At 54.8% G+C, this 24,255-nt stretch carries 24 protein-coding genes; 3 read left to right on the top strand and 21 right to left on the bottom strand.

Features of this window, described 5'->3' with window-relative positions:
- The first annotated feature begins 83 nt into the window (after window positions 1–83).
- Together J2I46_RS25710 and J2I46_RS25705 are read left to right on the top strand one after the other, a co-directional pair.
- Window positions 84–1,484: a DUF3500 domain-containing protein gene (locus tag J2I46_RS25710; protein WP_207331953.1), complete on the top strand. Its 1,401-nt coding sequence runs from the start codon at window positions 84–86 to the stop codon at window positions 1,482–1,484.
- A gap of 123 nt (window positions 1,485–1,607) precedes the next feature.
- Window positions 1,608–3,893 (top strand): TonB-dependent receptor, encoded by a 2,286-nt coding sequence (locus J2I46_RS25705; protein ID WP_207331952.1) that lies wholly within the window; start codon window positions 1,608–1,610, stop codon window positions 3,891–3,893.
- Between the two features lie 13 nt (window positions 3,894–3,906).
- Here J2I46_RS25705 and J2I46_RS25700 read toward each other — a convergent pair whose 3' ends face one another.
- The 21 genes from J2I46_RS25700 to J2I46_RS25600 all read right to left on the bottom strand — a co-directional run bounded on the left by J2I46_RS25700 (window position 3,907) and on the right by J2I46_RS25600 (window position 23,516).
- Window positions 3,907–4,611 (bottom strand): pirin family protein, encoded by a 705-nt coding sequence (locus J2I46_RS25700; protein ID WP_207331951.1) that lies wholly within the window; start codon window positions 4,609–4,611, stop codon window positions 3,907–3,909.
- An 86-nt stretch (window positions 4,612–4,697) separates the two neighbouring features.
- A complete protein-coding gene (locus J2I46_RS25695) occupies window positions 4,698–5,210 on the bottom strand; it encodes a hypothetical protein (protein WP_207331950.1) in 513 nt (170 codons plus the stop codon).
- 19 nt (window positions 5,211–5,229) lie between these two features.
- Window positions 5,230–7,056, bottom strand: a complete 1,827-nt coding sequence (locus J2I46_RS25690) for a cytochrome c peroxidase (protein WP_207331949.1) — start codon at window positions 7,054–7,056, stop codon at window positions 5,230–5,232.
- Window positions 7,057–7,277: 221 nt separating this feature from the next.
- Window positions 7,278–8,300, bottom strand: a complete 1,023-nt coding sequence (locus tag J2I46_RS25685; protein WP_207331948.1) for a hemin-degrading factor — start codon at window positions 8,298–8,300, stop codon at window positions 7,278–7,280.
- Window positions 8,301–8,315: 15 nt separating this feature from the next.
- On the bottom strand, window positions 8,316–9,113 hold the full coding sequence (locus J2I46_RS25680; RefSeq protein ID WP_207331947.1) for a heme ABC transporter ATP-binding protein: 798 nt from the start codon (window positions 9,111–9,113) through the stop codon (window positions 8,316–8,318).
- A 3-nt stretch (window positions 9,114–9,116) separates the two neighbouring features.
- A complete protein-coding gene (locus J2I46_RS25675) occupies window positions 9,117–10,205 on the bottom strand; it encodes a FecCD family ABC transporter permease (RefSeq protein WP_207331946.1) in 1,089 nt (362 codons plus the stop codon).
- 2 nt (window positions 10,206–10,207) lie between these two features.
- Window positions 10,208–11,068 carry a heme/hemin ABC transporter substrate-binding protein gene (locus J2I46_RS25670; protein WP_207331945.1) on the bottom strand — a complete coding sequence of 287 codons (861 nt, stop codon included), beginning with the start codon at window positions 11,066–11,068 and terminating at the stop codon, window positions 10,208–10,210.
- Window positions 11,069–11,143: 75 nt separating this feature from the next.
- Entirely contained in the window at window positions 11,144–11,494 is a 351-nt protein-coding gene (locus tag J2I46_RS25665) for a hypothetical protein (protein ID WP_207331944.1), read from the bottom strand.
- Between the two features lie 5 nt (window positions 11,495–11,499).
- Window positions 11,500–11,964 (bottom strand): DUF6686 family protein, encoded by a 465-nt coding sequence (locus J2I46_RS25660; protein WP_207331943.1) that lies wholly within the window; start codon window positions 11,962–11,964, stop codon window positions 11,500–11,502.
- A gap of 7 nt (window positions 11,965–11,971) precedes the next feature.
- Entirely contained in the window at window positions 11,972–12,607 is a 636-nt protein-coding gene (locus J2I46_RS25655) for an HmuY family protein (protein WP_207331942.1), read from the bottom strand.
- A gap of 48 nt (window positions 12,608–12,655) precedes the next feature.
- On the bottom strand, window positions 12,656–13,855 hold the full coding sequence (locus J2I46_RS25650) for a PepSY-associated TM helix domain-containing protein (protein ID WP_207331941.1): 1,200 nt from the start codon (window positions 13,853–13,855) through the stop codon (window positions 12,656–12,658).
- A complete protein-coding gene (locus tag J2I46_RS25645; protein WP_207331940.1) occupies window positions 13,852–15,948 on the bottom strand; it encodes a TonB-dependent receptor plug domain-containing protein in 2,097 nt (698 codons plus the stop codon). The genes J2I46_RS25650 and J2I46_RS25645 overlap by 4 nt, the downstream gene beginning before the upstream one ends.
- A 175-nt stretch (window positions 15,949–16,123) precedes the next feature.
- Window positions 16,124–16,660, bottom strand: a complete 537-nt coding sequence (locus tag J2I46_RS25640) for a ferritin (RefSeq protein WP_207331939.1) — start codon at window positions 16,658–16,660, stop codon at window positions 16,124–16,126.
- A gap of 65 nt (window positions 16,661–16,725) precedes the next feature.
- A complete protein-coding gene (locus J2I46_RS25635; RefSeq protein WP_207331938.1) occupies window positions 16,726–17,091 on the bottom strand; it encodes a hypothetical protein in 366 nt (121 codons plus the stop codon).
- A 272-nt stretch (window positions 17,092–17,363) separates the two neighbouring features.
- Complete coding sequence (locus J2I46_RS25630) at window positions 17,364–18,134, bottom strand: dioxygenase family protein (protein ID WP_207331937.1); 771 nt, start codon at window positions 18,132–18,134, stop codon at window positions 17,364–17,366.
- Window positions 18,135–18,175: 41 nt separating this feature from the next.
- Window positions 18,176–18,343, bottom strand: coding sequence for a Sec-independent protein translocase subunit TatA/TatB (locus tag J2I46_RS25625; protein WP_207331936.1), 168 nt, complete (start codon window positions 18,341–18,343; stop codon window positions 18,176–18,178).
- Window positions 18,344–18,473: 130 nt separating this feature from the next.
- The gene (locus tag J2I46_RS25620; protein ID WP_207331935.1) at window positions 18,474–19,178 is read right to left on the bottom strand and encodes a LytR/AlgR family response regulator transcription factor; all 705 of its coding nucleotides are present in this window, start codon (window positions 19,176–19,178) and stop codon (window positions 18,474–18,476) included.
- Between the two features lie 76 nt (window positions 19,179–19,254).
- A complete protein-coding gene (locus J2I46_RS25615) occupies window positions 19,255–20,517 on the bottom strand; it encodes an alpha/beta hydrolase family protein (RefSeq protein WP_207332002.1) in 1,263 nt (420 codons plus the stop codon).
- 84 nt (window positions 20,518–20,601) lie between these two features.
- On the bottom strand, window positions 20,602–21,714 hold the full coding sequence (locus tag J2I46_RS25610) for a sensor histidine kinase (RefSeq protein ID WP_207331934.1): 1,113 nt from the start codon (window positions 21,712–21,714) through the stop codon (window positions 20,602–20,604).
- 170 nt (window positions 21,715–21,884) lie between these two features.
- Complete coding sequence (locus J2I46_RS25605; protein WP_207331933.1) at window positions 21,885–22,238, bottom strand: winged helix-turn-helix domain-containing protein; 354 nt, start codon at window positions 22,236–22,238, stop codon at window positions 21,885–21,887.
- A gap of 51 nt (window positions 22,239–22,289) precedes the next feature.
- On the bottom strand, window positions 22,290–23,516 hold the full coding sequence (locus J2I46_RS25600; RefSeq protein WP_207331932.1) for a tetratricopeptide repeat protein: 1,227 nt from the start codon (window positions 23,514–23,516) through the stop codon (window positions 22,290–22,292).
- Between the two features lie 118 nt (window positions 23,517–23,634).
- Here J2I46_RS25600 and hpt point away from each other — a divergent pair, with 118 nt between their 5' ends.
- A complete protein-coding gene (hpt, locus tag J2I46_RS25595) occupies window positions 23,635–24,168 on the top strand; it encodes a hypoxanthine phosphoribosyltransferase (protein WP_207331931.1) in 534 nt (177 codons plus the stop codon).
- Window positions 24,169–24,255 lie beyond the last annotated feature (87 nt).

Below are 24,255 nucleotides of genomic sequence, written 5' to 3'. Positions count from 1 at the left end.
CCAGATTCGCCACAAACTGGCCTGCAAACACAACGAACGAGTAGCGCTGGGTGTACTGTAGCCAAACAATCAGACAAACGATTATGACTACTTGCTTCACCTGGCCGCGGCTGGTAACACTGCTCGGGATAACGGCCACCCTTATGTTGGGCGCCTGCAAGTCAGACACCAGCAGTACGGTTACGCCCACAACGGCAACCGTAACAGGCATCACCTGCGGAGCAACTACTTTTTCTACTACGGCCGTCAGCGGCGCGGCCTACACGGGTACGGCCACGGTGCCCTATACAGGAGGTAGTGGCGTAGTAGCCTATGCCGCCCAGACGGCCATCGCCTCAACGGGCGTTACCGGTCTGAGCGCCACGCTACAGGCAGGCACACTGGCCAGTGGCGCAGGCAACCTGATTTACAGCATCAGCGGCACCCCATCCGCCTCCGGAACGGCCATTTTCGCCCTCACCTTCGGCGGACAGAGCTGTTCTTTGTCGTTACCCGTATCGGCACCTGGCAGCACCACCACAACCACTACCGATTGCAGCACGGCAACCACAAGGGCCGCGAAAGTAGCCTGTGCAGCTGATGCTTTTCTGGCAACGCTGACAACTGCACAGAAAGCCACCGTTCAACTTGCGCTGACCAAAGCAAACGCCATCAAATGGTCGAACCTACCGGGCGGTGTCACCATCCGTAATGGCCTCGAATTCAGCACACTGACAGCTGTGCAGTTGGCGGCGGCCAAAGCTGTTATTGCGGCGGCGGCTGGTACTACAGCCAACGAAGGCTACGACGAATTCTTGCAGATCAACGCAGCCGACGACGTGCTGGCCACAAAAGCGGGGAGCGGGTATTCATCGGGTAAATACATCATCGCTTTCCTGGGAACCCCCAGCGCCACCGGCACCTGGATGCTCCAGTTCGGCGGTCACCACTATGCGCAGAACATCACGTATAACGCAGGGGCAGTAGCCAGCTCCACTCCATCGCATCAGGGCGTTGAGCCAAAGACCTGGACAACAGGCACAACAACTTACGCGCCGCTGAACACCGAACACGACGCCATGATTGCCATGCTGGCTTCGCTGTCGAGCGCACAGTTGGCTGCTGCCAAACTAAGCACCACGTTCAGCGATGTGTTGCTGGGGCCAAACAAAGACGGCCAGTTTCCCGCAACGAAGTTAGGGCTAGCCGTGAGCACGTTGACCGCTGCGCAAAAGCTGCTGGTACTGGCTGCCATCAAACCCTGGACCCAGGATGTTGACGATGCCACCGGAACGGCTATGCTGGCGATCTACGAAAAAGAACTCGACGCTACTTACATCGCCTATTCGGGCAACGCCGCGCTGACCAGCAACGCCGATTACGTCCGCATTGATGGACCAAGCGTTTGGGTTGAGTTTGTTTGTCAGTCAGGTGTCGTGTACCAGAACGAGATTCACTACCACACCGTTTACCGCGATCACACCCGCGATTATAACGGCCTGTAATTGGTTGTTCAAGGCACTAAACGGACAACTTGTCCTATATTCGTAATGGTGTTTGGGCGTAGGCTTCACGGACGATGCGTGAGGCCTACGTACCTGGCGAAGCGCCATTGGTAATTTTTTACGATGCGTTATCTTCTGCTTGTCTGCTTTCTTTTCAGTTTTTCAATGGCAGTGGCTCACCGGGGTGGGCTTGTCGGAACGGTTTCTGATCATGCAACGGGTTTACCGATACGTGGCGTGAATGTGACGTTGTGGGGCCTGGCTAAAACGGCCGTTACCAACGAACTGGGGCAGTACCGCTTTGCTAATCTGCCCGCCGCGCCGTATCGTATCGAAATATCGCACGTGGGTTATGCCCCCGTGAGTGTTACGGCGACCGTGCAGGATGATCGCCTAACGAGCGTTCAGACGCAACTGACAAGCGCCACGGTTCAACTCGGCGAAGTGACCGTTTCGGCCGGCCGGGCGCACGATCAGCAACTCATCAGCAGCCTGGATATCAAGCTTCGACCAATCACCAATTCGCAGGAGATCCTTCGGCTGGTGCCGGGGCTGTTTATTGGTCAGCACGCGGGTGGCGGTAAAGCTGAACAGATTTTCCTGCGTGGGTTCGACCTCGACCACGGTACCGATATCCGCCTGACAGTTGATGGCATGCCGGTCAACATGGTGTCGCACGCCCACGGGCATGGGTACGCCGATCTTCATTTCGTGATTCCTGAACTGGTCGAAGGGGTTGATTTCAAGAAAGGACCCTATCAGGCAGATAAAGGCAATCTGGCTACGGCTGGCTGGGTCGATTTCCGAACACGCACCGTGCTCGATCGATCGTTTGCCAAGCTCGAGGTGGGCCAATATGGAACGTACCGGGCTGTGGCGGGCGTCAATCTGCTGGGCAAATCCCATGGTGAGGCGTCGCAAAAAGAAAAGGATCAGTCGGCTTACATCGCTTCGGAGTATTCGTACAGCGACTCGTATTTCGACAATCCGCAGCGGTTCAACCGGTTTAACCTGACGGGAAAATACCATGGTCATCTGTCAGACAACACGGTGCTTACGCTTACCGGCTCAACATTCTGGAGCAAATGGAATCACTCCGGCCAGATTCCTGACCGCGCTATCGCTTCGGGTCTAACTGACTTCTTTGGTTCGATTGACCCGACCGAAGGCGGTGAAACCAGCCGAACCAATGCGAACGTCCAACTGGTGACCGTCACGCCGCGCAACCACGTCATTAAACAGCAGATCTTCTACAGCCATTACAATTTCGAGCTGTATTCCAACTTCACGTTCTTCCTGAAAGACACTGTAGATGGCGACCAGATCCGGCAAAAAGAACATCGCAACCTGTTTGGTTATAACGGCAGTTATTCCACCCAAACCGCATTGGGTAAGAGCCAATGGACCACCACGCTGGGAGCCCAATACCGGCAGGATATTACGAACGGAACCGAACTGTCGCACACCAGGAACCGCACCGAAACGCTAAACCGCATTCAATACGGCAACGTGAATGAGTTGAACGCCGCGCTGTATGCCGACGAGTTGGTTCAACTATCAGATCGGTTCACGGTCAACGCGGGGGTACGTTATGACTTGTTCCGAAGCCAGTACACCGATCTACTAACGGCCACGCCAACTACCAGACAGGCCACTCAGGGCATTTTGTCGCCCAAGCTGAACTTGTATTATACGGTTAACCCTGCCTGGCAGTTCTACCTGAATACAGGACGTGGTTTCCATTCCAACGATGCGCGGGTAGTGGTTGCGCAGCAGGGTCCGCTCGGGCGTACCGGCGAAATTTTGCCCGCCGCCTATGGTTCAGACCTGGGGGTGATTATGAAGCCCTTTCCGAAACTACTTATCAACGCAGCCGCCTGGTACCTGTGGTTGCAACAGGAATTCGTGTACGTAGGCGACGAAGGCGTTGTGGAACCCAGTGGCCGGTCGCGCCGGATGGGGATCGACCTGTCGGCGCGGTACCAGTTAACCCCGCACCTTTACGCCGACCTGGATCTGAACACGGCCAAACCCCGCGCCATTGATGCCGAAGTGGGCCAGAATTACCTGCCGCTGGCACCGGTCTTTACCTCAACCGGTGGCCTGTCGTTACAAACAAACTCTGGTCTGAGCGGCTCATTGCGGTACCGGTACATGGCCGACCGACCCGCCAACGAGGATAATTCGATTGTAGCGAAGGGGTATTTCGTCAATGACCTGCAAGTCAACTACGCCAAACGTACCTACACGCTGGGATTGTCGGTACAAAACCTGTTCAACGTGCGTTGGAAAGAAACGCAGTTTGCTACCGAAAGCCGCCTGAAAGGCGAAGCGGCCCCGATTACCGAAATTCACTTTACACCCGGAACGCCCTTCTTCGCCCGCCTGAGCTGGACGTATTTCTGGTAACGCGCAAATCATGTCAACACGTCGTAATCAGCAGTACGGCGTCGTTTGAGAGGGCTTCAAATTCCAGCACGTCGTCTTCCTGATAGGTCAGCGATAAGCCGTCTTTCTCGTGCATGAGCCGGTTCGCTACTTCGAAAGCGCCCTGCAACACAAAGACAAAAACGCGTTTAGGCTCGCCAGCCTGCACCGACTTGATCAGGTACGTTCCGTCGACCCGGCCCGCAAACCGACCAATAAAGCCTTGCGGTTCGCCGGGTACGTTGGACAGGAAAGGCAGCAATGTATTGGGCGTTGTCAGATCGAACACTACCTGGCGGACGGCTGGCGTCGTGCCGGTTTCTGAGCTGGCAAACCAGAGTTGCAGGTAGTTGATCAGTTCGGTCGGATACGGATTCGTGACGGTGTAGGTCATGCCCGCCCGCAACGATACTATGCCTGCCTGGCCAGGTTCCAGGAAATGCGTTTCCCCTTCGCTGACATACTCCAATCCGCCCACAATAGGCATCAGCACCACATCAGTTGGTTGTTCGACCGTCAGCGACAGGCTGGTTTCGGGCCGTAGCATGTCGTCATTCAGCAGGTAGAGTTTACCAAATGGCTCACGTCCTTCGGCAACGTATCGACCAAAATTGAAGGTGTGGTAACTTCTGAACGTATCGGTTTCCGAACGTCCCCGCCCATCGGCCAGAAAGATTTGTGCCTGCGATTGATTGTTCACTAGTTGATTGGTTAATTGGTTGACTGGTTGATTAGTTGACTGGTTCATTGGTCAGTTAACCGATCAACCAGTTAACCAATCAACAATCAGCTCTGAAATGACCAGATGCTTAGGTTGGGCTGCAGAGCAATCAGATCGGTTTGCACCAACTGCCCGGCCTGTAGGGCGTCGCGCTGATCACCGTAGGCAATCAGCAGTCGTCCGTCAATGGTATCGATCCAGGTGAGTGGATCGCTGTAGAAGAAGATAGCCACCCGATGCGCTTCCTTTTTTTCTATGTGCGAAGCCAGTATCTCGAACTTGAATTCAGTAAAGGGCAGGCAAAGAGACCCTAATTCGTTGGTCACGTCGGGAATTTGCTGGTTCAGCTGTTTCAAGTAACCCATGGCCACGCGGCTGGTCAGGTAGTGCAACTGTTCGGCTTTGGGTACGTTGTCGAGCAGTTCCTGAAAGGTCAGATGCGCGCTGTCGGGATTGTACAACTGCGCCTGCATGAAAAACTCCTGATATGTTTCGTCGAACACCGTTTTGTCCCACGGCTTCTGCGATGACGCGTCGATTATTTTTCGGTACGTCAGCCGGATGATTCCTTTACGCATACGTTGGTTTACAAGTGGTTTAAAGCGATTTCATGAACGCGACTAAAGCCCGTTTTTCGGTGGCCGTCAGGTTTAGCTTCTCTGGGGGAAGCGTCTGGTTCGGAAGCAAAAAGCCCAGACCGATGCCTCCACCTTTGTCATAAAAATCAACGACCTGTTCCAGCGTTTTGTATGCGCCGTTGTGCATATATGGTGCTGTTTGCCCAATACGGCGCAACGTCGGAATTTTGAACGCGCCCCGGTGAAAGTCGATCCCGGTAAAACTACCTCGGCCCGAATCAGGGCTCAACCGTGTGTTTGCGCTGCTGGCCGGCACACCGATCACTTCACTTTCAGTACGGCGATAGGCCGGCGGAAGCGTCCCGTTATACAGCGGAAAATAATGACAGGTGGCGCATTTACCCTTGCCCATAAATACGTTGAATCCCAGCTTTTCGCTAGCCGAAAGCGACGAGGGCAAGCCGCGTAGGTACCGGTCGCTGCGACTATCCAGGCTGATTAGGGAACGAACGTAGGTGGCCAGTGCGTGCCGAACGGTGTAGGCGGTCAGGCCATTGGGGTATTGCGTGGCAAACTGAGCCCGGTAATCTGCCTGCTTGTTCAGTTGAATCACGGCTTCAGCCAATGAACCACCCATTTCGAGCGAATTATGGATTACGTCGTTCAACTGCTGTTCGACGGAAAACACCCGCATATCCGAAAACTGGGCTGATTGCAAACCCGCGTTCCAAAGCGTGGGCGTGTTACGAACAGGATGAGTCGCTGCCGTTTGCCGGGCGGCGGGCGTCAGCAATTGAGGGGCCACCAGCCCATCCTGAAAGGCCTGGCCTGGCTGGTGGCAACTGGCGCAGCTACGGCCGCTGCCTGCCGCCGCCAGCATAGGCTCGCTGAACAGCCGTTTACCAAGCGCAATTCGGGCGGGGGTGATGGCCGGGTCGCTGTGATTGGCGAAATAAGTCGGGTCAAAGGCGTCCGGATCAGACAATGTTCGGGCCGACTGGCGGAGTAGCCGTTTTCCATCAACGGGTGGCAGGCCGAGCGCGCGGTACGCATCGAGCAACAGCCCGGATAAGGGATGAGCGCAGGTACGTATGAACTGCAGCCGGTCAAAATCAGTAAACGTTCGGGCGTTCTGCAGCGCCCGCTGAGCTTTTGTAATAGCCTGATCAATGCGGGTTGCTAAGGCGACGTTCCTCTCGGCTAGCGGATAACAGGCCAGGGTTTGGCGTATCCCATCGAGGGCCGCAACGGCCTCGGGCAATGACTGCCCGGCAACCGGCGAGTCGAACCCGGTGATGCCCAGCGTTTCCATCCGATAGACCTCCTGCCGCAGCGCGTCCATGATAAAGGCTTCATTCAACGGATTCTGCGCCGTTAGCGATCGAAGCTGGCTCATCGTCTGGTGCATGGCTTTCAACTGCTGTTGCACCTCGGCCCGGCGACTGGTATCGAACGGAAAGAGGAGCGGCTCAATGACCTGAAACCCTTCGGGCTGGAGAATTAAGGCAACACCATCGTCGATTTCGCCTTCAGGTACGTTAGGACCGTTCAGGTTCTTTGCCGACTGCAAAAAATAATACTCCGTCAGCGGCTCAATGTATTTATACGCCAGCCTTGCCCGACGAAACGACGCCTGTACAGCGGCAGCGGGCCGGTGAGTCTCGACCAGACGGGTCAACTCAGCCAGCGCCGAATCAAGATGCATCAGATTTCGCTGGTACAGGTTGCCGACCAATTGGACGGGTGGTACTTCTGAAGCAGGACGAGACACGCTGAAAAGCAGTGTGCTCAGGCTAACCAGCAGGACAGACCAGCACCGGGCTCGCCGTGAGAACGAAAGGGTCATGAAACAACTGTTAACGGACACGCTGACTAGTCTGTAAAAATAAACCAGAACAGGCTTGTTGGCGCTGGTTGGCTTTCGATAGAACGATTTACCTCAATTACCCCCAACCCCCTGAAGGGGGCTAACGCTCCGCAAGAGCAGGCCTGTAGCGCATTGGCCCCCTTCAGGAGGTTGGGGGTAATCGGGGTAAGCCTACGTCCGCGAGATTGCTTAATTAAACGCTAGATCACCTCGTCAATCACAGCCCGCCAGCTGTCGAGTTCGGGCTTACCGGGTTTGCGTTCACCGAATACCAGTGCCACGTTCTGACCGTCTTTATCGAATAGCTCCAGCGCCGTCACCACTCCGTCGGCAGTTGGCTTTTTGGTTACCCATACCTGATCGACGAGCGTTTCGTTGAGGTGCAGGTTAAATTCAGGGTCCAGTACATTGTACCAAGGCCCCATCTGCACCAGTTTTTTCACCAGCCCGGTATGAATCTGAATGCACCCCGGATTGGAGACAAACACCATGATCGAGACGTCGCGCTCAGCAACCGTGGCAAACACCTGTTTCAGCACATCCATCGATAGCCGTTGAGCGTGCCCTTCGGGAGCCAGCCGTAACCCTTGCAGCCGCCCGACGCCATACTGCCGAAGCAATCCGAAAAATTCGTGCGTGTCCTGCATAGCCAGCCAACTTGCCTGGAAACCAGCTACATCGATATCCGAATCGGCCTTATCTACGACCTTTCCATCAGGAACCGTAACGGATATACTGTCAGATTGATCGTCGGACCAGAAGTCGGTTACCAGTTTTCCGTAGGCAATCAGGTCTGAGTCGTCGGTCAGGTAAATTTTGTGGACAGCTTCGCCCTGCGCATCAAAAAATTGAAGGCTTCGGCGGTCATTCTCATTGACGGCGAATCCCCACTGCCAGCGCTGCATGAACAGGCGCAGGTCAATATCAGGCCCCAATACCAGGCCTACGTGGTTGGTAAACGATACGTTTTCGTACACGCCTTTGCGTTCATGCACCAGTGCATCGTTACGGGTCAGGGCCATCACCTTCCCCAGCGTCGGCACCTGTTTGAGCAGGTCACGAAAATCGCCCGCCAGCCGCACAACCGTTTCGCCGACGCCCGTAACGAGCAGTTCGGCTTCACTGACGCCTAGTTGGTTCGCCGCATCGCGGATACGAGATTTAGGGTTTTGCTGGCGAAAATCAGCCCAGCGCGTTTTGAGTGAGAGTGTGTCGGTAGTCATAATGTAATGCGTTGTTTAGTGGCTAAAAGCAGCCTGGAAGTTGGGTATAGGAACAATCAGTGGACACTGATGACAAGGGTTATCGAGCAGTTGTACAGGTAAACCAAACACCCGCTCGATCAGGGGTGCCGTTAGCACCTTGCGTGGGGTGCCGTAGGCTTCGCGTCGGCCAGATTTGAGCATCAACAGCTGGTCGGCATATTGAGCCGCCATGTTCAGATCGTGCAATACGGCTACCACCGCGTGGCCCCGGCGAGCCATCTGGCGGGCTATATCGAGCATATGGTGTTGATGAAGCAGGTCTAGTCCGGTGGTGGGTTCATCGAGCAACAGCAGAGCGTTGGGTACGTCCCAAACCTGCGCCAGCACCCGGGCAAGCTGCACCCGTTGCTGTTCGCCACCCGATAGAGTCGATACAATCCGGTCGCTGAACGCGCGCATGCCTACAAGGTCAAGGGCGACTTCGGCAATTGCATAATCGGCCACGGCCGGGTGTGCTCCGTAGTGTGGATAGCGCCCCATCAGCACCAGTTCACCCACCCGGAACGGAAACGTCATGTTGTTTTGCTGATGAAGCATGCCCCGGAGCAAGGCCAGTTGTTCGCTGGTATAACGCAGGAGCGGTTTTCCCTGCAGATCGAGTGTGCCGGAAGCCGGGCTGAGCTCACGCGCGCAGAGCTTGAGCAAGGTAGATTTACCCGCGCCGTTGGGCCCTACAATGGCGAGCAGTTCACCCGCCCGTGCCTGCAACGAGACACCGTTGAGCAGCACTCGGTTTCCGATTCGGTACGACAGTTGATTGGCTTGCAGCATGAGTTAAGTCGTTGCGCGTTCCTTGATCAGCATCCACAGAAAAACGGGCGTACCCAGCAGCGCGGTCAGAATGCCGATGGGTAATTCGGCCGGAGCCACGATGGTACGAGCCAGTGCATCGGCGGCGGTCAGCACGATGGCCCCGCCCAGCGCCGAGCCGATCAGCAGGCGCCGATGGTCAGAGCCAGCCACCAGCCGGATCAGGTGCGGAATAACCAGGCCGATGAAGCCAATGATCCCCGCCACGGCGACCGACGTACCCACGGCCAGCGTAGCCAGCACAATGACCCGGCGTTTCAGACTGGTCACGTTGACACCCAGCATAGCGGCCTGACTTTCGCCAAGGGCCAGCAGATTCAATGACTTGGCCAATCGGGGCAGGCCCAGCAGCACTACCATGGTAAACGGTAGTATGGTCAGCACGGTAGTCCAGCTGGCACCGCCGAGGCTTCCCAATGCCCAGAACGTAATGGTGCGCAGTTGCTCGTCTGTGGCCAGGTACGTTAACAAACCCGTCAGCGCCCCCGCCAGCGCGTTAATGGCAATGCCCGCCAGCAGCATAGTTGTCACGACCGACCGCCCTGCCACCCGCGCCAGCCGGTACACGAGCAGCGTAGTGCCACAAGCGCCGGCAAAAGCCACCAGCGACAGGGCATAATAGCCGAGCAACCCGCTTAATTTCTGAAACAGCGTTACTTCCAGCACGATCATGCCCACAGCCGCCAGCGACGCACCCGACGAAATTCCGATCAGGCCCGGATCGGCCAGCGGATTTCGGAATAATCCCTGCATGGCCGCCCCCGCCACCGCCAGTCCGGCACCGATGAGTAAGCCCAGGCATACGCGTGGCAGACGAATCGTCATCAGAATAGCTGTCTTCGTTTCATCGGCAGCCGCTGTTAAGCCCACCGAATGGCCCAGAATAGCCAGCACTTCGGAAGGGAGAATAGCCACGGCTCCTACCCCAACGGATAACAGGATCGTTACAACCAGCCCACCAGCCAGCACAGGCATCAGCCAGGGGCGATGCAGGGTCGCTATGGGGCTGGTTTGCCGGATTATCGTCGGAGCCGTGAGCGTGTTGGCTTCCATGATTACAACGTACCTGTTGGGCCAATTTTACGCGCCAGTTCGCCGAGGGCTTTGCCTAGTCGGGGCGTAAATCCGGTTAGTAAATGACCATCCATCGTTACGAATCGATTGGTTTTGCCCGCGTTGGTTTGGGCCACGCCAGGTACGTTCAGCAGACCATTGGCACCGCCCAAGCTCTCCAGGCCGCTATCGAACAGCAGAATGATGTCAGGATTGGCGGCTACCAGGGATTCGGTGGTCAGGGGTTTGAAGTCCTCGAACTGAGGTGTTGCATTTTGGCCTCCCGCCAGTTCGATCATCTTTTCGACCGGCGTTCCGCGCCCAGCGACAAACATGGTACCAGCCCCCCGTGCGTAGATAAACAGCACTTTAGGCCGCCCGGCCGCTTTCTGCACCTTCGCCAAATCGCCCTCCATCCGGCGAATGACCACGCGGGCTTTGCTGGGCACGCGGCAGGTAGTGGCGATGTCGGTGATCAGTTTTCGGGTGCCCTCTACGGAAAATTCCTGCTTGAACGTGATGACCTGCACACCGGCCGAACGCAGTTGATCGAGCACTTCGGCTTTGGTACCGGCTTTTTCGGTGGTCAGTACGAGCGTGGGTTTCTGAGCCAGTACACCTTCTGCCGAGATGTTCCGGTTGTGGCCCACTTTAGGTAGCTTTTGCAGGCTTTCCGGGTACGTGCTGGTCACGTCGACGCCCACTAGCCGGGCCTGCAGCCCCAGATCACACAGGATTTCGCTCACGGTGCCGTCGAGCGAAACGATTCGGGGTGGCGTCTGTGCATGGGCAATTCCGGTAGCAATCAGCAAACTGAAGGAGACGCGCAGCAGAGTACGCTTGATTTGACGTAAATGGCTCATTGGTAGTGATTTTGTGAAAAATAGTTTCGTGTTTGAAGGGCGCGAAGCAACCTACAGCGTGAAGCACATTACTGATCAGTTTGGCGACAGTCTGCCGCGCATGAGCAAATCCAGGTCAAGGCGCAGGCAGGCCAGGTTGAGGCCGCGGGCCAATTGGTCGCGTTCGCCTTCGGTCAGTTGCAGGCCGATTGCCTGGAATCCCGCCCTGACCGTTGTATCACGTACATCGAGCAGGCCAACTATATACCGGCTGGCCGTAGCCAGGTTATCGAGCCGCCGAATCAACGCGTACAAATCGATCAGGTTCAGGGCCATAGTGATGTTCCGGAAGTATAGTTCAATCTCTCCGCAGCAGCGGCATTGGGCGAGCAGTAAACCGGGTTCGTCAACCAGGATGTGGTGCGATGCGTGATTGGCAGCCTTCATACCGGTCAGTTCAGGCGTTGACTTAAGTTCAGAATACGCTCGGCTTCCAGGATGGGCGTCGCCTCGGTCAGCAGCGCACAGAGATTGGTCAGGTCGTCGTCAGAAAACAGCAGAAAGTAGTTCGGCATGGGTGTTGGCAGCATCAACTCTTTGCCATGCGTTGTGTTGATCGGGCGCATCGCTATCCGGTTTTTCATCATCTCAACGAAGGCCTCGAACTGATCGAGGGTGAGACAGAAGAGCGAATTCTGAAAAGCCACATTGATGGTGCGGCAACCGGCGCACATGCCAACGTACCCAAAACCGTTCTCGGCAAAGGTTCTAAAGCGGTGATTGTGATTCATAACGAGCGCAATAGCCGTATGGCCGGTTAGTTGAAAGATCGGGTTTACTGTAGTGCCTGTGGTGCCTGTGCGGGCGGCCGGGCCAGAAAACCAGCCGCCACGCCAGGACTTGGTTACCGCTTTCACGGCAAGATCAATTAAGCTTCATAGACCCGTCGGGCTGGTAGGCGTACCGGAAGGTGTAGAAACGGGACCGGCTGGTAGCGGTAGGCGTAGCGGGCGCGTTTTTGTAGTAGCTCAGAATCTCCACTTTGGCGTATTTACCATCACCCGTTTTGATTACCAGTACCCGGCCCGGAATTGGCGTAACGATGTTTGTGGACGAATTATAATTATACCAGCCTCCTCCTGAAACGGCTGGAATGGCTAATGCTGATGTGCTCTGGTCCTGCGCAAACGTGGCCGAAGCTGGCACGGTCGTCACTTCCTCAAACGTACCTGTGTGCACATAAGCTCCTCCCTGACCACTCCGGATGGGGCCACCGTTCACGATGATCGTCGTCCCTCGGAAACCGATATCCCATTTGTTACTGGCCGAATCGGTATTGGCAATAACCTTGTTCTCACGAAGGCTATAGAGTGCATATTTACCGGTTGTTCCCAGCGGTTGACCAGTTGTTGGATTCACGCCCGTAGTTGTGTCGGCGGCTATATTCGTCACTGTCTGCGCCTGAACGGGAACAACGACTGGTGTAGCCTCCTCTTTCTTACAGGCAAATGTGGTGGCAAGTGTAGCCGTCAGCAATAGGATGTGATAGGTGATTTTCATTGGCGTAAATCAGAGTAAATGGATTGAGTAAGATTGGTGCTGTACCGGTCAGATACGTACCCGCAACGGATACTTAATTGGCGTTTTACGCCTCATCGTAGATCGGGGTGCTGAAACGGGTAGGCTTTTCCTGGCTTTTCTGCGGCGACCCAGCCAGATCAGAAAACCCGTGACGGGTAAGCTGGCGGCCATCAGGCTGAAACAAAAGGCAATGACTTTTCCGGGTAATCCCCAGATCGCCCCTACGTGGATGTCGTAGTTCATGCGCAGGAGCTTATCAGCGCGTTTCGCCTCCTTGAAGCGGCCGTATATGTGGTTAACGGGTAATTCTTTCAGCGTGTACTGATCAAAATAGCGGTAGTCTATTTTCCAGAACGTGCCCTCTTCCGTATTGATATTCACCGCAATGGAGGCCGTATCGGTATCCGGGATGTGGACTTCCATCGTTTTCGCCGTTGGATTTTCTGCCTGCATCCGGGCCCAGATGCGGTCAATAGCGGGTGTTTGCTCTGTAGCAACCGGTTGCTTCGGCCGTGCCGACACCGCCTCCTGAAACAGGGTGGATTTGGTGCCCCCCCCCAGCGTATAGACCGATGTTGAAAACCATTGAAACCCCCACACAAGCCCGGTCAGTACCAGAATGATGACGACCCACGACGAATAGAAGCCAATGATGTTGTGCAGGTCGTAGTTTTTCCGTTTCCATTGCAGGCCTTCTTTCCACTTGAACCAGAACCGTTGATTAGCCGCCGCTTTGTTCTTGGGCCACCACAACACGATACCGGAAATCAGCATGAACAGAAAGATCAGCGTAGTGTAGGCAACAACGGGCTGACCAATAGCGGGCGGAAGCCAGAGGTAGTAATGACCATTGAGCACGATCCGGAAGAAATCCTGATCCATATCTTTCACTTTCAGCACTTCACCCGTGTATGGATTCAGGTACACCAGAAAGTAATACGACGGATCGAACTGGAAGAAAATGGCCTGTGCCGCCTTCTCTGGTCCCGAATACATCACGGCGTGCAGGTGCTTGCCCGGCAGCTGCGCCGTAGCAATAGCCTGTAGTTTTGAGGGCGGCAAGAAGGCGTCCTTCCGTGCGGCAACGTACCTGAACGGCTGGGTGGCGTTCTGAATTTCCTCCTGAAAGGCATACAAACAGCCCGTGATGCTGATAATAAACACCACCGCCCCGGATACAAGACCGAACCAAAGATGAAGCAGCCGTATGGTTTTTTTAAGCGTCATACTTGTTTGTTGGTAAGCTTACGCACCCAGTCCCAGCGGAGGCTGGCGTACCAGAGCCGCCCGGCCAGTGAGGGGATGTGTTGTGGATCGGTGTAGCCCGTCAGGTTATCAATACCCGCCTGAACGGTGAATGCTTTTATCGTTTTAGAGGCGGTAACGTGCCAGGTAACGTACCCAGGTACATACTCACCCGCTTCGTCAAGAATCAGATTGCCATTGGTATCCGCAAAGCCGTAGCGACTCCGGTACACGCCCCGCAATGACGCCGATATGCCACGTTTGGGCAGTTCGTAGAAAAATTTCAGGTTAGCCATGTGCCGCGACCGGTTCAGTAGGCCACCGTAATCGGCCAGTTGAACGCGCTCGGTGAGTAGCGTGGTTGGGTTTCGCCGGAATACCTGCCCACGCCGAATATTGTCGATAACGGCTTTGTCTTTGGCTTCCAGAAACTGGTAACCACTGCTGATCGTCAGCTGGCCCGCGCCCAGCACCGCTCGGTAGCTGCCGTCCAGTTCAATCCCCTGCGTAAAGACCCGGCTCAGGTTGGTGTAGCTGAACACATTCTGGCCGTTGGTTTTGCGGGCTACCACCTGCGTTTCAATCAGGTCGCGAATGTCGTTGCGAAACAGGTTGATCGACAGGCGTAGCGGGCGGTCAAATTTCTTCTGAAAATCGGCTACAGCGCCCAGGTTAACCGCCACTGAACTTTCGGCTTTGATGTCACCGAAGCGCGAGGGGTCAAGCAGTATCTCCGCGATCTGTCCCTGTTGCTGCAACCGGGCAATACCAGCCGAAACCTCCTGGGTGCCAAAAACACTGTAGCCCGCTACGGCATTGTCGAAGTTGAGGTAAAGCTGGCGGAAGTCGGGCGCTTTGAACCCCACACCCGCGCTTCCCCGTAACGCTACCGTTTGGCTTACTTCGTACCGTGCCGACAGTTTGGGGCTGAGTTGGGCCGCATATTGGCTGTGCGCATCGAACCGTCCACCCGCGATGATCGTGAATCGCTGGCTGGGTACCCATTCAAACTGGGAAAATCCGTAACGAGTTGTAAACCGCTGCCGACCAGGGTAACGGGTAGCCTCTACACTTTCGCCGATGAAGCCCGCGCCCACGGTCAGGAAATGGCGGTTCCGGATAGTGCGTTCGGTAACAATTTCGGCCCGGTCGAATGTCTGCCGGAAGTAGCTATCATCGTAGGCTTCGCGGGTATCCTGATAAGCCAGTCCGGTGGTGGTCTGGTAGCCGGTGCGGTAGTATCGGTAAGTCAGTTTCCACTTGTCAGACACCTGATGCGTCAGCACCGGATTGATCGTGTAGTCCCGAACGGTGCCTTCCCCCGAGACAACGCGCCGATCGGTCAGGCTAAATAGGTTGTCCTGCTGTTCAGTAAAAAACCGGCCCGATACGCTCAGTTTCAACCGCGCCCCAAACGCTGTTGTTAGCCGCCCACTAAGCGTGTGATTTAAAAAAGGAGAAACGGTATTGCCCGTCGTTTCCGGATTAAGGTTGTAGCCGCCCGACTGGTACCGATTCCCGAACAAATAAAGACCGGTTTTTCCGGCTCGCAGCGACACGTCGCCTGTCAGGTCACTCGTGCGGTTAGCGCCGTAACGCGCCGATAGGCTACTGTTTGTCCGGCCTGGGTTCTCGGTGATGATATTAACAACACCCGCCAGTGCTTCAGAACCGTACAGGCTCGACGATGGCCCCTTCACGACCTCGATCTGTTTGATGTTTCCGACTGTGAGGCGGCTCAGTTCGAGTGTTCCGGCTGTGCGGCCCACCAGCGGTTCGCCATCGACCAGAATCAGCGTGTAGTCGGGGCCGAATCCCTGCACCTGAAGGCCCTGCCCATGATCATTGACGATGGCCAGCCCCGTCTGTTCACGCAGAATGTCGTTGAGTCGCAGACTACCCGATTGACGAATCTGCGGCTGACCAATAACCGTCACGGGCATAGGCAATGCCCCCACCCTGCGTTCGGTTCGCGTTGCCGTAACCACCACGGCATCAAGCTGTTTCGCCCCTGATGAATCAGGTAGTTGCGCAGGCAGTTGGTGAACCGACAGGAGGAATAACACAGCAAGCATCGTTGAGCAAATCAGAAAGTATGCTGCAAACGTATACCTTGTTTATATTTATTCCAAATAAAAACTAGCCTTGTTTAGATATTTTCTAAATAAAAGGAGCGACTGGCTGGCCAGTAAACGGAAAAAGGCACCCATCTGGATGCCTTTTTTTACCTAACGATAGGTCACTTTTCGTTTATGCTTCGTCAAATGGATTCTCGTCGTAGGTTACGCTGGCGAGCTTTTTATCCAGGTAATAGATCTGGTCAGCCGGAATCTGATCGATCAGTTCGAGGCAGCGTCGGGCAATGTATTCTTCTTCTACCTGCTCTTTCACATACCATTTCATCAGCTCTTCGGTAGCGTAATCCCCTTCGCGGCGGCAAACGCCAATAATTCGGTTGATCGAGTCGGTCACGGTGATTTCCTGCTCAAGCACTGTTTCAAACACCGAGCGTAGCCCGTCGAACTCTTGAGGAACGGCAGGTATTTCAGGCGTATAGGCTATTGCGCCCTGATCGCACAGGTAGTGAAACAGCTTCATGGCATGTTCGCGCTCTTCTTCCGACTGTTTGTAGAAAAAGCCCGCGCTATGGTCGTAGCCGTTACGGTCGCACCAGCCGGCCATCGCCAGGTATTTCGACGAGGATACCAGTTCCATTTGAATCTGTTGATTCAGCACCAGTTCAACCGGCTCTTTGATCAACGTGCGGAGTCGTTCTAAATCTTTCATTGGCAACTATTTTGGTGAAATCACTGCGTCGTCGGGCGCTGGCATACCGTGTCCTCGCCGATCGCTTATACGTTTCCTGACAGGGTAGCGCACCCACATTCACGCAACATACTGTTTAATTCCAGCATCAGATTGGCCCCGCTGAGCAGTTCGCGCAGGTGAATAACTTCACAAAGCGTCAGCACATAGCAACGCTCCGAGCGCGGCAGGGTCAGTATTTCCACATCGTCGGCGGCATCGGTACTGAGCGCCATCTGGTGAATATTGACGGTTTCGACCATGCGCCGGAACTGCGCGAAATCGCGGGCCGACAGGGGCGTGTGACTGCCCCAGAACGACAGGATCAGCCGGTTCGTCTTATCACACTGATACACGACCCCTTTGTCGGTTCTGAACACCTCCTGATACGATGCGGGCACGCTTCCTTCCATATTCTGTAGAATGACCGGGCAAATATACAGGGATTTTGATTTATTTATAGAGAGTCTAAATAAATTTAAAAGACAGGCGTGAGTCAGGAAAGATTGGCCTTTCCGGTCAATCACACGATTTTACGGACTGGATCGCCGTTCGGATTCGGAAAAGCCTTTCCAAAACCGCTGTAATAGGCCTTTTGCTATGGATAAAGATAAAATTGCCTCTTGTGCCAGCTTCTGGCAACGATAGGCCCCTCAATTGATTTTCGTTATAAGTGTAACAACCACTATGCATTCACTGTGATCGCGTGCGTGAGCACGTACCCAGCGGCAACGCTTCCGGTTACGGTAGCCAGTTCGGTCGTGAATCCGTCAGAGAACACATTGTCGCGTTCGTTTAGGGTATCCTGTGCGCCTTTGGTATAGCCATACGCGCTTGCCGTGGTGTACACTGTATTCGACACGGCGTAGGGGAAAGCGATCTGGGTGACCAGCAAAGATTTGCCCGCCGAATTATAGATGTGCACGTGGATGTGCGGTGCGCGACCCGAATACCAGCCGGGGAAGATCGACGTGAAGCTGACCAGCCCGTTGCTGTCTGTCGTTTGCCGACCGCGCAGGAAATCAACATTCTGGTAGTTCACGCTCTGCATGCCCGACCCACCATATTCCGAATAATAACCGTCTTTATCACAATGCCACACGTCGACGATAGCACCCGCCAGAGCGGCACAACTGGCGCTGGCATTGTTGATGGTGATGTTCATGGTGAAGGGCACGCCCGTCCGATCAGCCCGGATGTCTTTGCGCACAAAATTGGCGGGCACTTTGGTCGGGAAAGGCCCTTCCGTTTCAGAGGGAGTTACGGTGCAGCTTCCACTGGCAGCGGTTGTGGTTGCGCTGGGTGTAGTAACCGTTGAGCTACCGGGCGTGGTGGTTCCGGTTGTGGTGGTTGGGTCTATAGAGGTGCTGTCGCTACAGGCGTCGATTATGGGTAAAATGGCTGTGATACCCAACAGGCTGCCGAATCCACGTTTCAAAAATTCGCTACGTTCCATACGTTCAGGGTGATTTGACGAAGAGTTAATTGATCAGATACTTAGTTGGATGGGCCGTTGATGGTTGCTTTCGCTTCCTGGGTAGCCTCTTTAAATTCACGGATACCGGTACCGAGTCCACGCGCCAGTTCGGGCAATTTCTTGGCGCCGAAGAAGAGAAGAATGACCGACAGAATGAGGACGATTTCGGATGTGCCTAAGCCTAGCATAGTTTGCGCTGTTTACGATGATATACCCCTGTAGCGCACGAAAAAGGCCTTTCGTTGCGTCGAAAGGCCAGTTATCGGTTAACGGGGACAATGTGTCGGTGAAACAGGACGTACCTGTCGAAAATGCTTCTTACGATCGGAATCGATTGAGCAGCGCGGCTTCGTAACTGGCCCCGATAGGTACGTCCCGATCAGCCAGACGAATGGTCTTATTCCGGATTCCTTCGATGCGTTTGAACGGAACAATGAATGACCGGTGCACCCGGATGAACTGATCGTCGGAAAGCTTTTCCAGGATGGCCTTCATCGTCAGGCGGGCCACGATAGGGTGGTTTGTCGATGCGAGGTGAACCTTCAGGTAATCGTCTAAGCCTTCGATCAGCAGGATATCGGCGTAGGCAATCTTATAAATGGTATAGTCGGCCCGGATATAGAGGTAATCGTCGGCGGGTTTACTACGCTGCTGCCAGTTGCTATAGTCATTGGCCTTCGTTACGGCTTGCAAAAACCGCTCGAACGTAAACGGCTTCAAGAGGTAATCAAGGGCGTTGAGCTCAAACCCTTCTACGGCATATTCGGCATAGGCAGTCGTGAAAATGACCATGGGCGGTGTTCCCTCAGCGGCGCTTATAGCCCGGTAAAAATCTGTTCCGGAAATGAACGGCATATTGATATCCAGAAACAGAAGGTCTACCTCCGACTGCGTTATGTGCTGCTGCGCCTCGTCGGTACGCGTGAACGTCTGTTGCAGATCAATGAAGTCGACCTGCTGGCAGAAGTGGGTCAGCACGCGCAGGGCAGGTGGTTCGTCGTCTAGCGCAATAGCCCGAATCATGGCGGTGTCAGAGAAGTGTTGAGCGTATTCTAGGTGATAACGTTAGGCAGGTGAATGGCGCTGTTGGCTTTGCGAACTAGGGCTTTGCATGGCGCATTTCGAGTCCAACGGACGTGCGCGGTTTGAAACCTTTCCAGGCGCCACGATCGTCTGTTTCGGGCACGTTCAGGTAGCTGGCATAGTCAAGCTTTTTAAGGTGAACACCCAGAAAAGCCGTTACAAAGTGCTGGTTGATGTTGTTGATTCGGCGCTCATTCCAGGCGGGCTCAGCATAATGATTGTAGTCGTCAGCCGGGGCGCCGGGTAATAATGATGCTGCCGGCGGCGGGTTAGGCGCTACATTGTGCCGGGCGTTCTCGTAGGTCAGCATGTACCGATCAGCGTTCACTGCCCCATCATAAATGGCTTTTACCCCCTTTTCGTAGCCCGATATATCATCTTTGCTACCCGCCACAAAGAGCATTGGCAGGGTCAGACCGGCCAGCCCGGCGGCATCCCATACGCCATCGACCATACCCCAGGGAGCAAACGCAACTACGGCTTTGATTCGGGGATCAAGCGTGGGTTTGTAGGCTGGCGAGGCCATGGTGCGCGGCTCAAGTGCCGTGCTACCGCCAGACACCTTGCCGAACAGCGTCATGGCTTGTGGGCTAAAACCGGCCCCTGTAGTATTAAGCACCCCGTAGCCACCCATCGAATAACCGATCAGAGCGGTATTGTCGGCGTTGAGCAGCCCCGCTAAAAAAGTGTTACCGGCCTTAGCGCCCAGCCGGGCCATTTCGTTCAGAACAAACAAGTCATCGAGTGGTCGATTCAGCAGGGTGCTCGGAAACGCAGCCAGATCGCGATAGGTCGATTCGGTATGGTCGATGGCCACCACCACATATCCTTTCGAGGCCAGGTTTTCAGTCAGGTACGTCAGCAGTAATCGAGAACCGGGATACCCATGCGAAACGATAACCAGCGGATAAGCCCCGCCGCTGTTATCCGGCTCGGCATCGCGGCTGGCCCGGCCCGGAAACGTGAACGGAATCAGGGGGCGTTTGGGGTCGTTGGCCCGGCCAAACACGGATTCGTACTGTATGATGGCCGGCTTATTCGCCGCCACCCGGGCCGGATACCAGATTTCGAGCGTCAGCGGGCGGTCGTAGAGCGGGTGTTTCCCTTCTTTCGTATGCAGAACATCGACTTGCCCCTTGTGTACGACGGTCATGGTTCGCACGCCCACTGCATACGTTCCCCGGGCCGCCAGCTCGGGCGCATTGGGCAACGGGTCGCCAGTCACGAAGGCATCACCGGGCGTTTGGGCAGTTGTGTTAACGGCTACCGTCAACGTCATGAGCAGCGTTAGCAGGAAATAGGTCAGGTTACTTTTCACGGGTATCAGGAGTAGGAGTTGACATTGCCGGTACCGACGCCCGGCTTAGGCCAGGGTCAGGTAGAGGTTTACCGTAAAACTAGCCGGTTCGTCCTGAATCTCCAGCTTGTGCCGCCCCGGATACAACAATTGCAGACGGGCTTTTGTGTTCGTCAGGCCAATACCACTGCTGGCCGCCGTAGCATCTGACACCCGCACTTTCTGATTAAAAACCAACAGATGAAGATCCTTCCCCGTCACGTTGATCTCAACCCTGATCTGCGATGGTTCCTGCGGACTGGCCCCGTATTTGAATGCATTTTCAATAAATGAGATCAGTACCAGCGGTGTAATCTGCAAACCATGACTAGTCCCTTTTGTATCGTATTGAACAGGAACGGTATCGTCGAGCCGTAGCCGCTGCAACGCAATGTAGTGTCCCACGTAGCCTAATTCGTGGCTTAGGGCCACGCTATCTTGTCGGCCTTCGGCAATAACGTACCTGAGAAAGGAGGAAAGCTGCACAATGGCATCGGCCGTAGCGGCCGATTGCTCGATGGCCAGCGAGTAAATGCTGTTGAGGGTATTGAACAGAAAATGCGGATTGATCTGCGCTTTCAGGTACGACAGTTCGGTGCTGAGCCGCTGCTGCTCGGTTTCGCGCCAGCGGCTGTTAATCCGGATCGCCAGTGACAGCAGCAGGCCAACCAGAAACAGAAAAAACGTCTGGCTAATTTCAGCCGGCAAACTGCTTTGTGGCGGCCCACCCCGAAATGAACCACCGGGCGGCATGGATGGTGGTAGCCCTGGCTGGCCGTTCTGCGCATACGGCGGCGGGCCATGATCAGGTACGTGCTGTGGCGGCACGCCGTTAAACGTCGGATTCGCCCGCTGGTTGATGACCGTCAGTGTTCCCTGCACAAACAGGAAACAGATCAGCACACACAGGCCGTACAGTACGTACTTTTTGCTGAAAAACAGCCGGGGAATCAACCAGTAAAAATTGGTATAAAAGAAAGCGATGGTGAGCAGATACGAGGCCAGATTTCGCTGCTCGTGGGGATTAACAGGCAATTCGGCCAGCTTGGCAAACCCATCCTGCGCAAAGACATAGGGTAAGGCCAGAAAAGCCAGACAACTCAGCAGGTGAATCAGGACAAGGTAGGCACTCCGGCTCATGCGCGTTCATGAAATGACCAAGGTACGATGGTGCCCATAGCAAGGGCAACAATAGCGGTAAAGGCGTAAATTTTGCCGGTGAAAGTGGGCTTGTCGCTCTAAGCGGAGTTGAGGCGGTCCTGCGTCCGGGCGGCGCGAAGAAAACCAGCGCAACTACCCCAACGACGTACCTACGCCTCCGAAAACCGGGCTAGTTCATCTGCCAGAAACTGGTGGAAACGTACCTGGAGTGCCTGATACTGGGCGAGGTATTTTTCACCTTCGGCCGTAACAACAGCGCCACCGCCTGTTGAGCCACCGGTTTGCGTAACGACCAGCGGTACATCGGCCAGCTTATTCATAGACTGCACCAGTTCCCACGCCCGTTTATACGACATGCTCATGGCTTTGGCGGCCTTGTTGATAGACCCTGTCTGCTGAATATGGCCCAGTAGTTCCATCCGACCGATGCCTAAAAATCGTTCCGTTTCGCCTTCCGACGTCGTTTCGAGCCAGACCCGGCCATTAATACGGAGATTTTTCATATTGAAACGTCAGTAATGTGGCATAACGATGCGAATCTACTGACGTTTCTTCTATTCCCGGCGCTTGCGGCGCTCTTCACGGCGCGACTGTTTACCTTCTTTTACGGCCTTCTTGGCTTCCAGGTATTGCGCCGATTTATGGTCGGCGTTGTCCATCACTTCGGTATAGTAGGCCCGCGCCTGATCGTAGTTTTTCTCGGCATCGGCAATGCGCCCCAGCCCCAGCAATGATGACCAGTAGTAGCCCGCATTCTTCGAGTTGGTGGCCAGCGCAAAGTCAATCGATTGCTGGTAATATTTCTTGGCCTCGGCCGTATTCCGGTAGAAATTCTGATTAATGTACGCCAGGATGTAAGCCGCCGTTCGGCCGCTCACCCCCTCGTAACCATCTTTACCGGCGGCGATTTTAGACAGAATATCTTTCGAGATGCTTTCGGCCTCGTTCAACCGGCCCTTCACGAAAGCCGACCGGGCATAGTAGCGTTCGAAGAACGGGTTATCCGGGTATTGCTCCGTCATGAACTTCGACATATCGTAGGCCTTGTCGTACTGGTTTTCCATGCTATAGATCTGCAACAGAAAATACCGGGCCTCGACCCGCGTGTAGAACGCATTATTGGCTGTTTTTTCCAATTCTTTGATTCCCTGCTCTTTGTTTCCCTTCGGGAAGAACATCAAGATCGGCTTTAGCAGCGCGTAGTTTTCCGGAATCCATTTGGCGTAGTAGTTATACAGGCCATCGCCAAACATCAGTTCGGGCATCAGATCGCCTTTGCCTTTACACTGCTCGAAGTATTTCAGCGCATTTTTCCCGGCAAACGTTGCCTTCGTCCACTTCTTCCGCTCAGAGTAAATACGGGCTTTGAACGAGTAGGCCGCCGCCAGAAAGAACGCGGGCTCACTCTTATTCTCGCTCTTGTCATACAGTTCTTCCGACAGCGTAATCGTGGTGTCCATCAGGGCCAGACAGCGGTTATCGTAGTCTTCCACGTCGGTATTGGGCACGATCTTCCACCACTCGGCCATGCCCATCAGAAAGTACGGCATAGGGTGGCTTGGGTACCGGAGCCGCAGCCAGCGAAACTCCTTGTCGGCCAGCGCAAACTTGTAATTGTACATGTTATTGATCGCCTCGGCCGATTCAATCTGCACGCCGGGATGATGCAACAGCCCATCGTATTTCTTATCAAAATCGGCGGATGAGTACAGCTGTGCCCGGGCAGACGAGGCAGCCAGCAGCAAAAGCGAAACAAAGAGTAACTGAATGCGGAACAACATAGTATAACTGGTATCTGACAGAACCACAGGGGATAGTCACCGTGGATGGTCGCCTATACAACGTATGTACGCTCATATCCGTTTAACAGACGTTCATTTTCTGCCGTACCTTTGGCCGATGCTGACTGTACTCGACAAAACGTTTGTGCCATTTATTGGCCGTGAACCTCTTCAGGCCCGCATTGCCGAACTGGCCAACCAGATTAACCACGATTATGCCGGTCGTTGTCCACTGATCGTAGGTGTTCTGAATGGCGCTGTCCTGTTCACCGCCGATCTGCTCAAGAACCTGACCATCGACTGCGAGATTACGTTTATCCGGGTGGCTTCGTACGAACAAACGGCCTCGACGGGTACCGTGAAGGAAATTCTTGGGCTAACCGAAGCCATCACCGGGCGCGACCTGATTGTGGTGGAAGACATCGTCGATACCGGCACAACCATTGCGCACGTTTGCCGGCAACTGGCTGAGAAAGAACCAGCTTCTATCGCTATTGCCACCCTCCTCTTTAAGCCTGCCGCCCTGAAAACCCCGGTCGATCTGGCATACGTTGGCTTCGAAATAGATAATAAATTCGTTGTTGGCTACGGCCTTGACTACGATGGCCTTGGCCGGAATACAAAAGATATTTTTGTACTGAAAGAATCGTAAATACCCCACCCCCGGCCCCTCCCCTTAACCAAGGGGAGGGGAGTCGCTTTTGCGCAGCTACGCGATACAGCGAAGCTACTCTAGTAC

This window comes from Fibrella forsythiae (assembly GCF_017353175.1).
Lineage (GTDB): Bacteria > Bacteroidota > Bacteroidia > Cytophagales > Spirosomataceae > Fibrella > Fibrella forsythiae.
The sequence above is the reverse complement of the archived record's forward strand: the minus strand, read 5'-3'. Positions and strand labels throughout refer to the sequence as shown.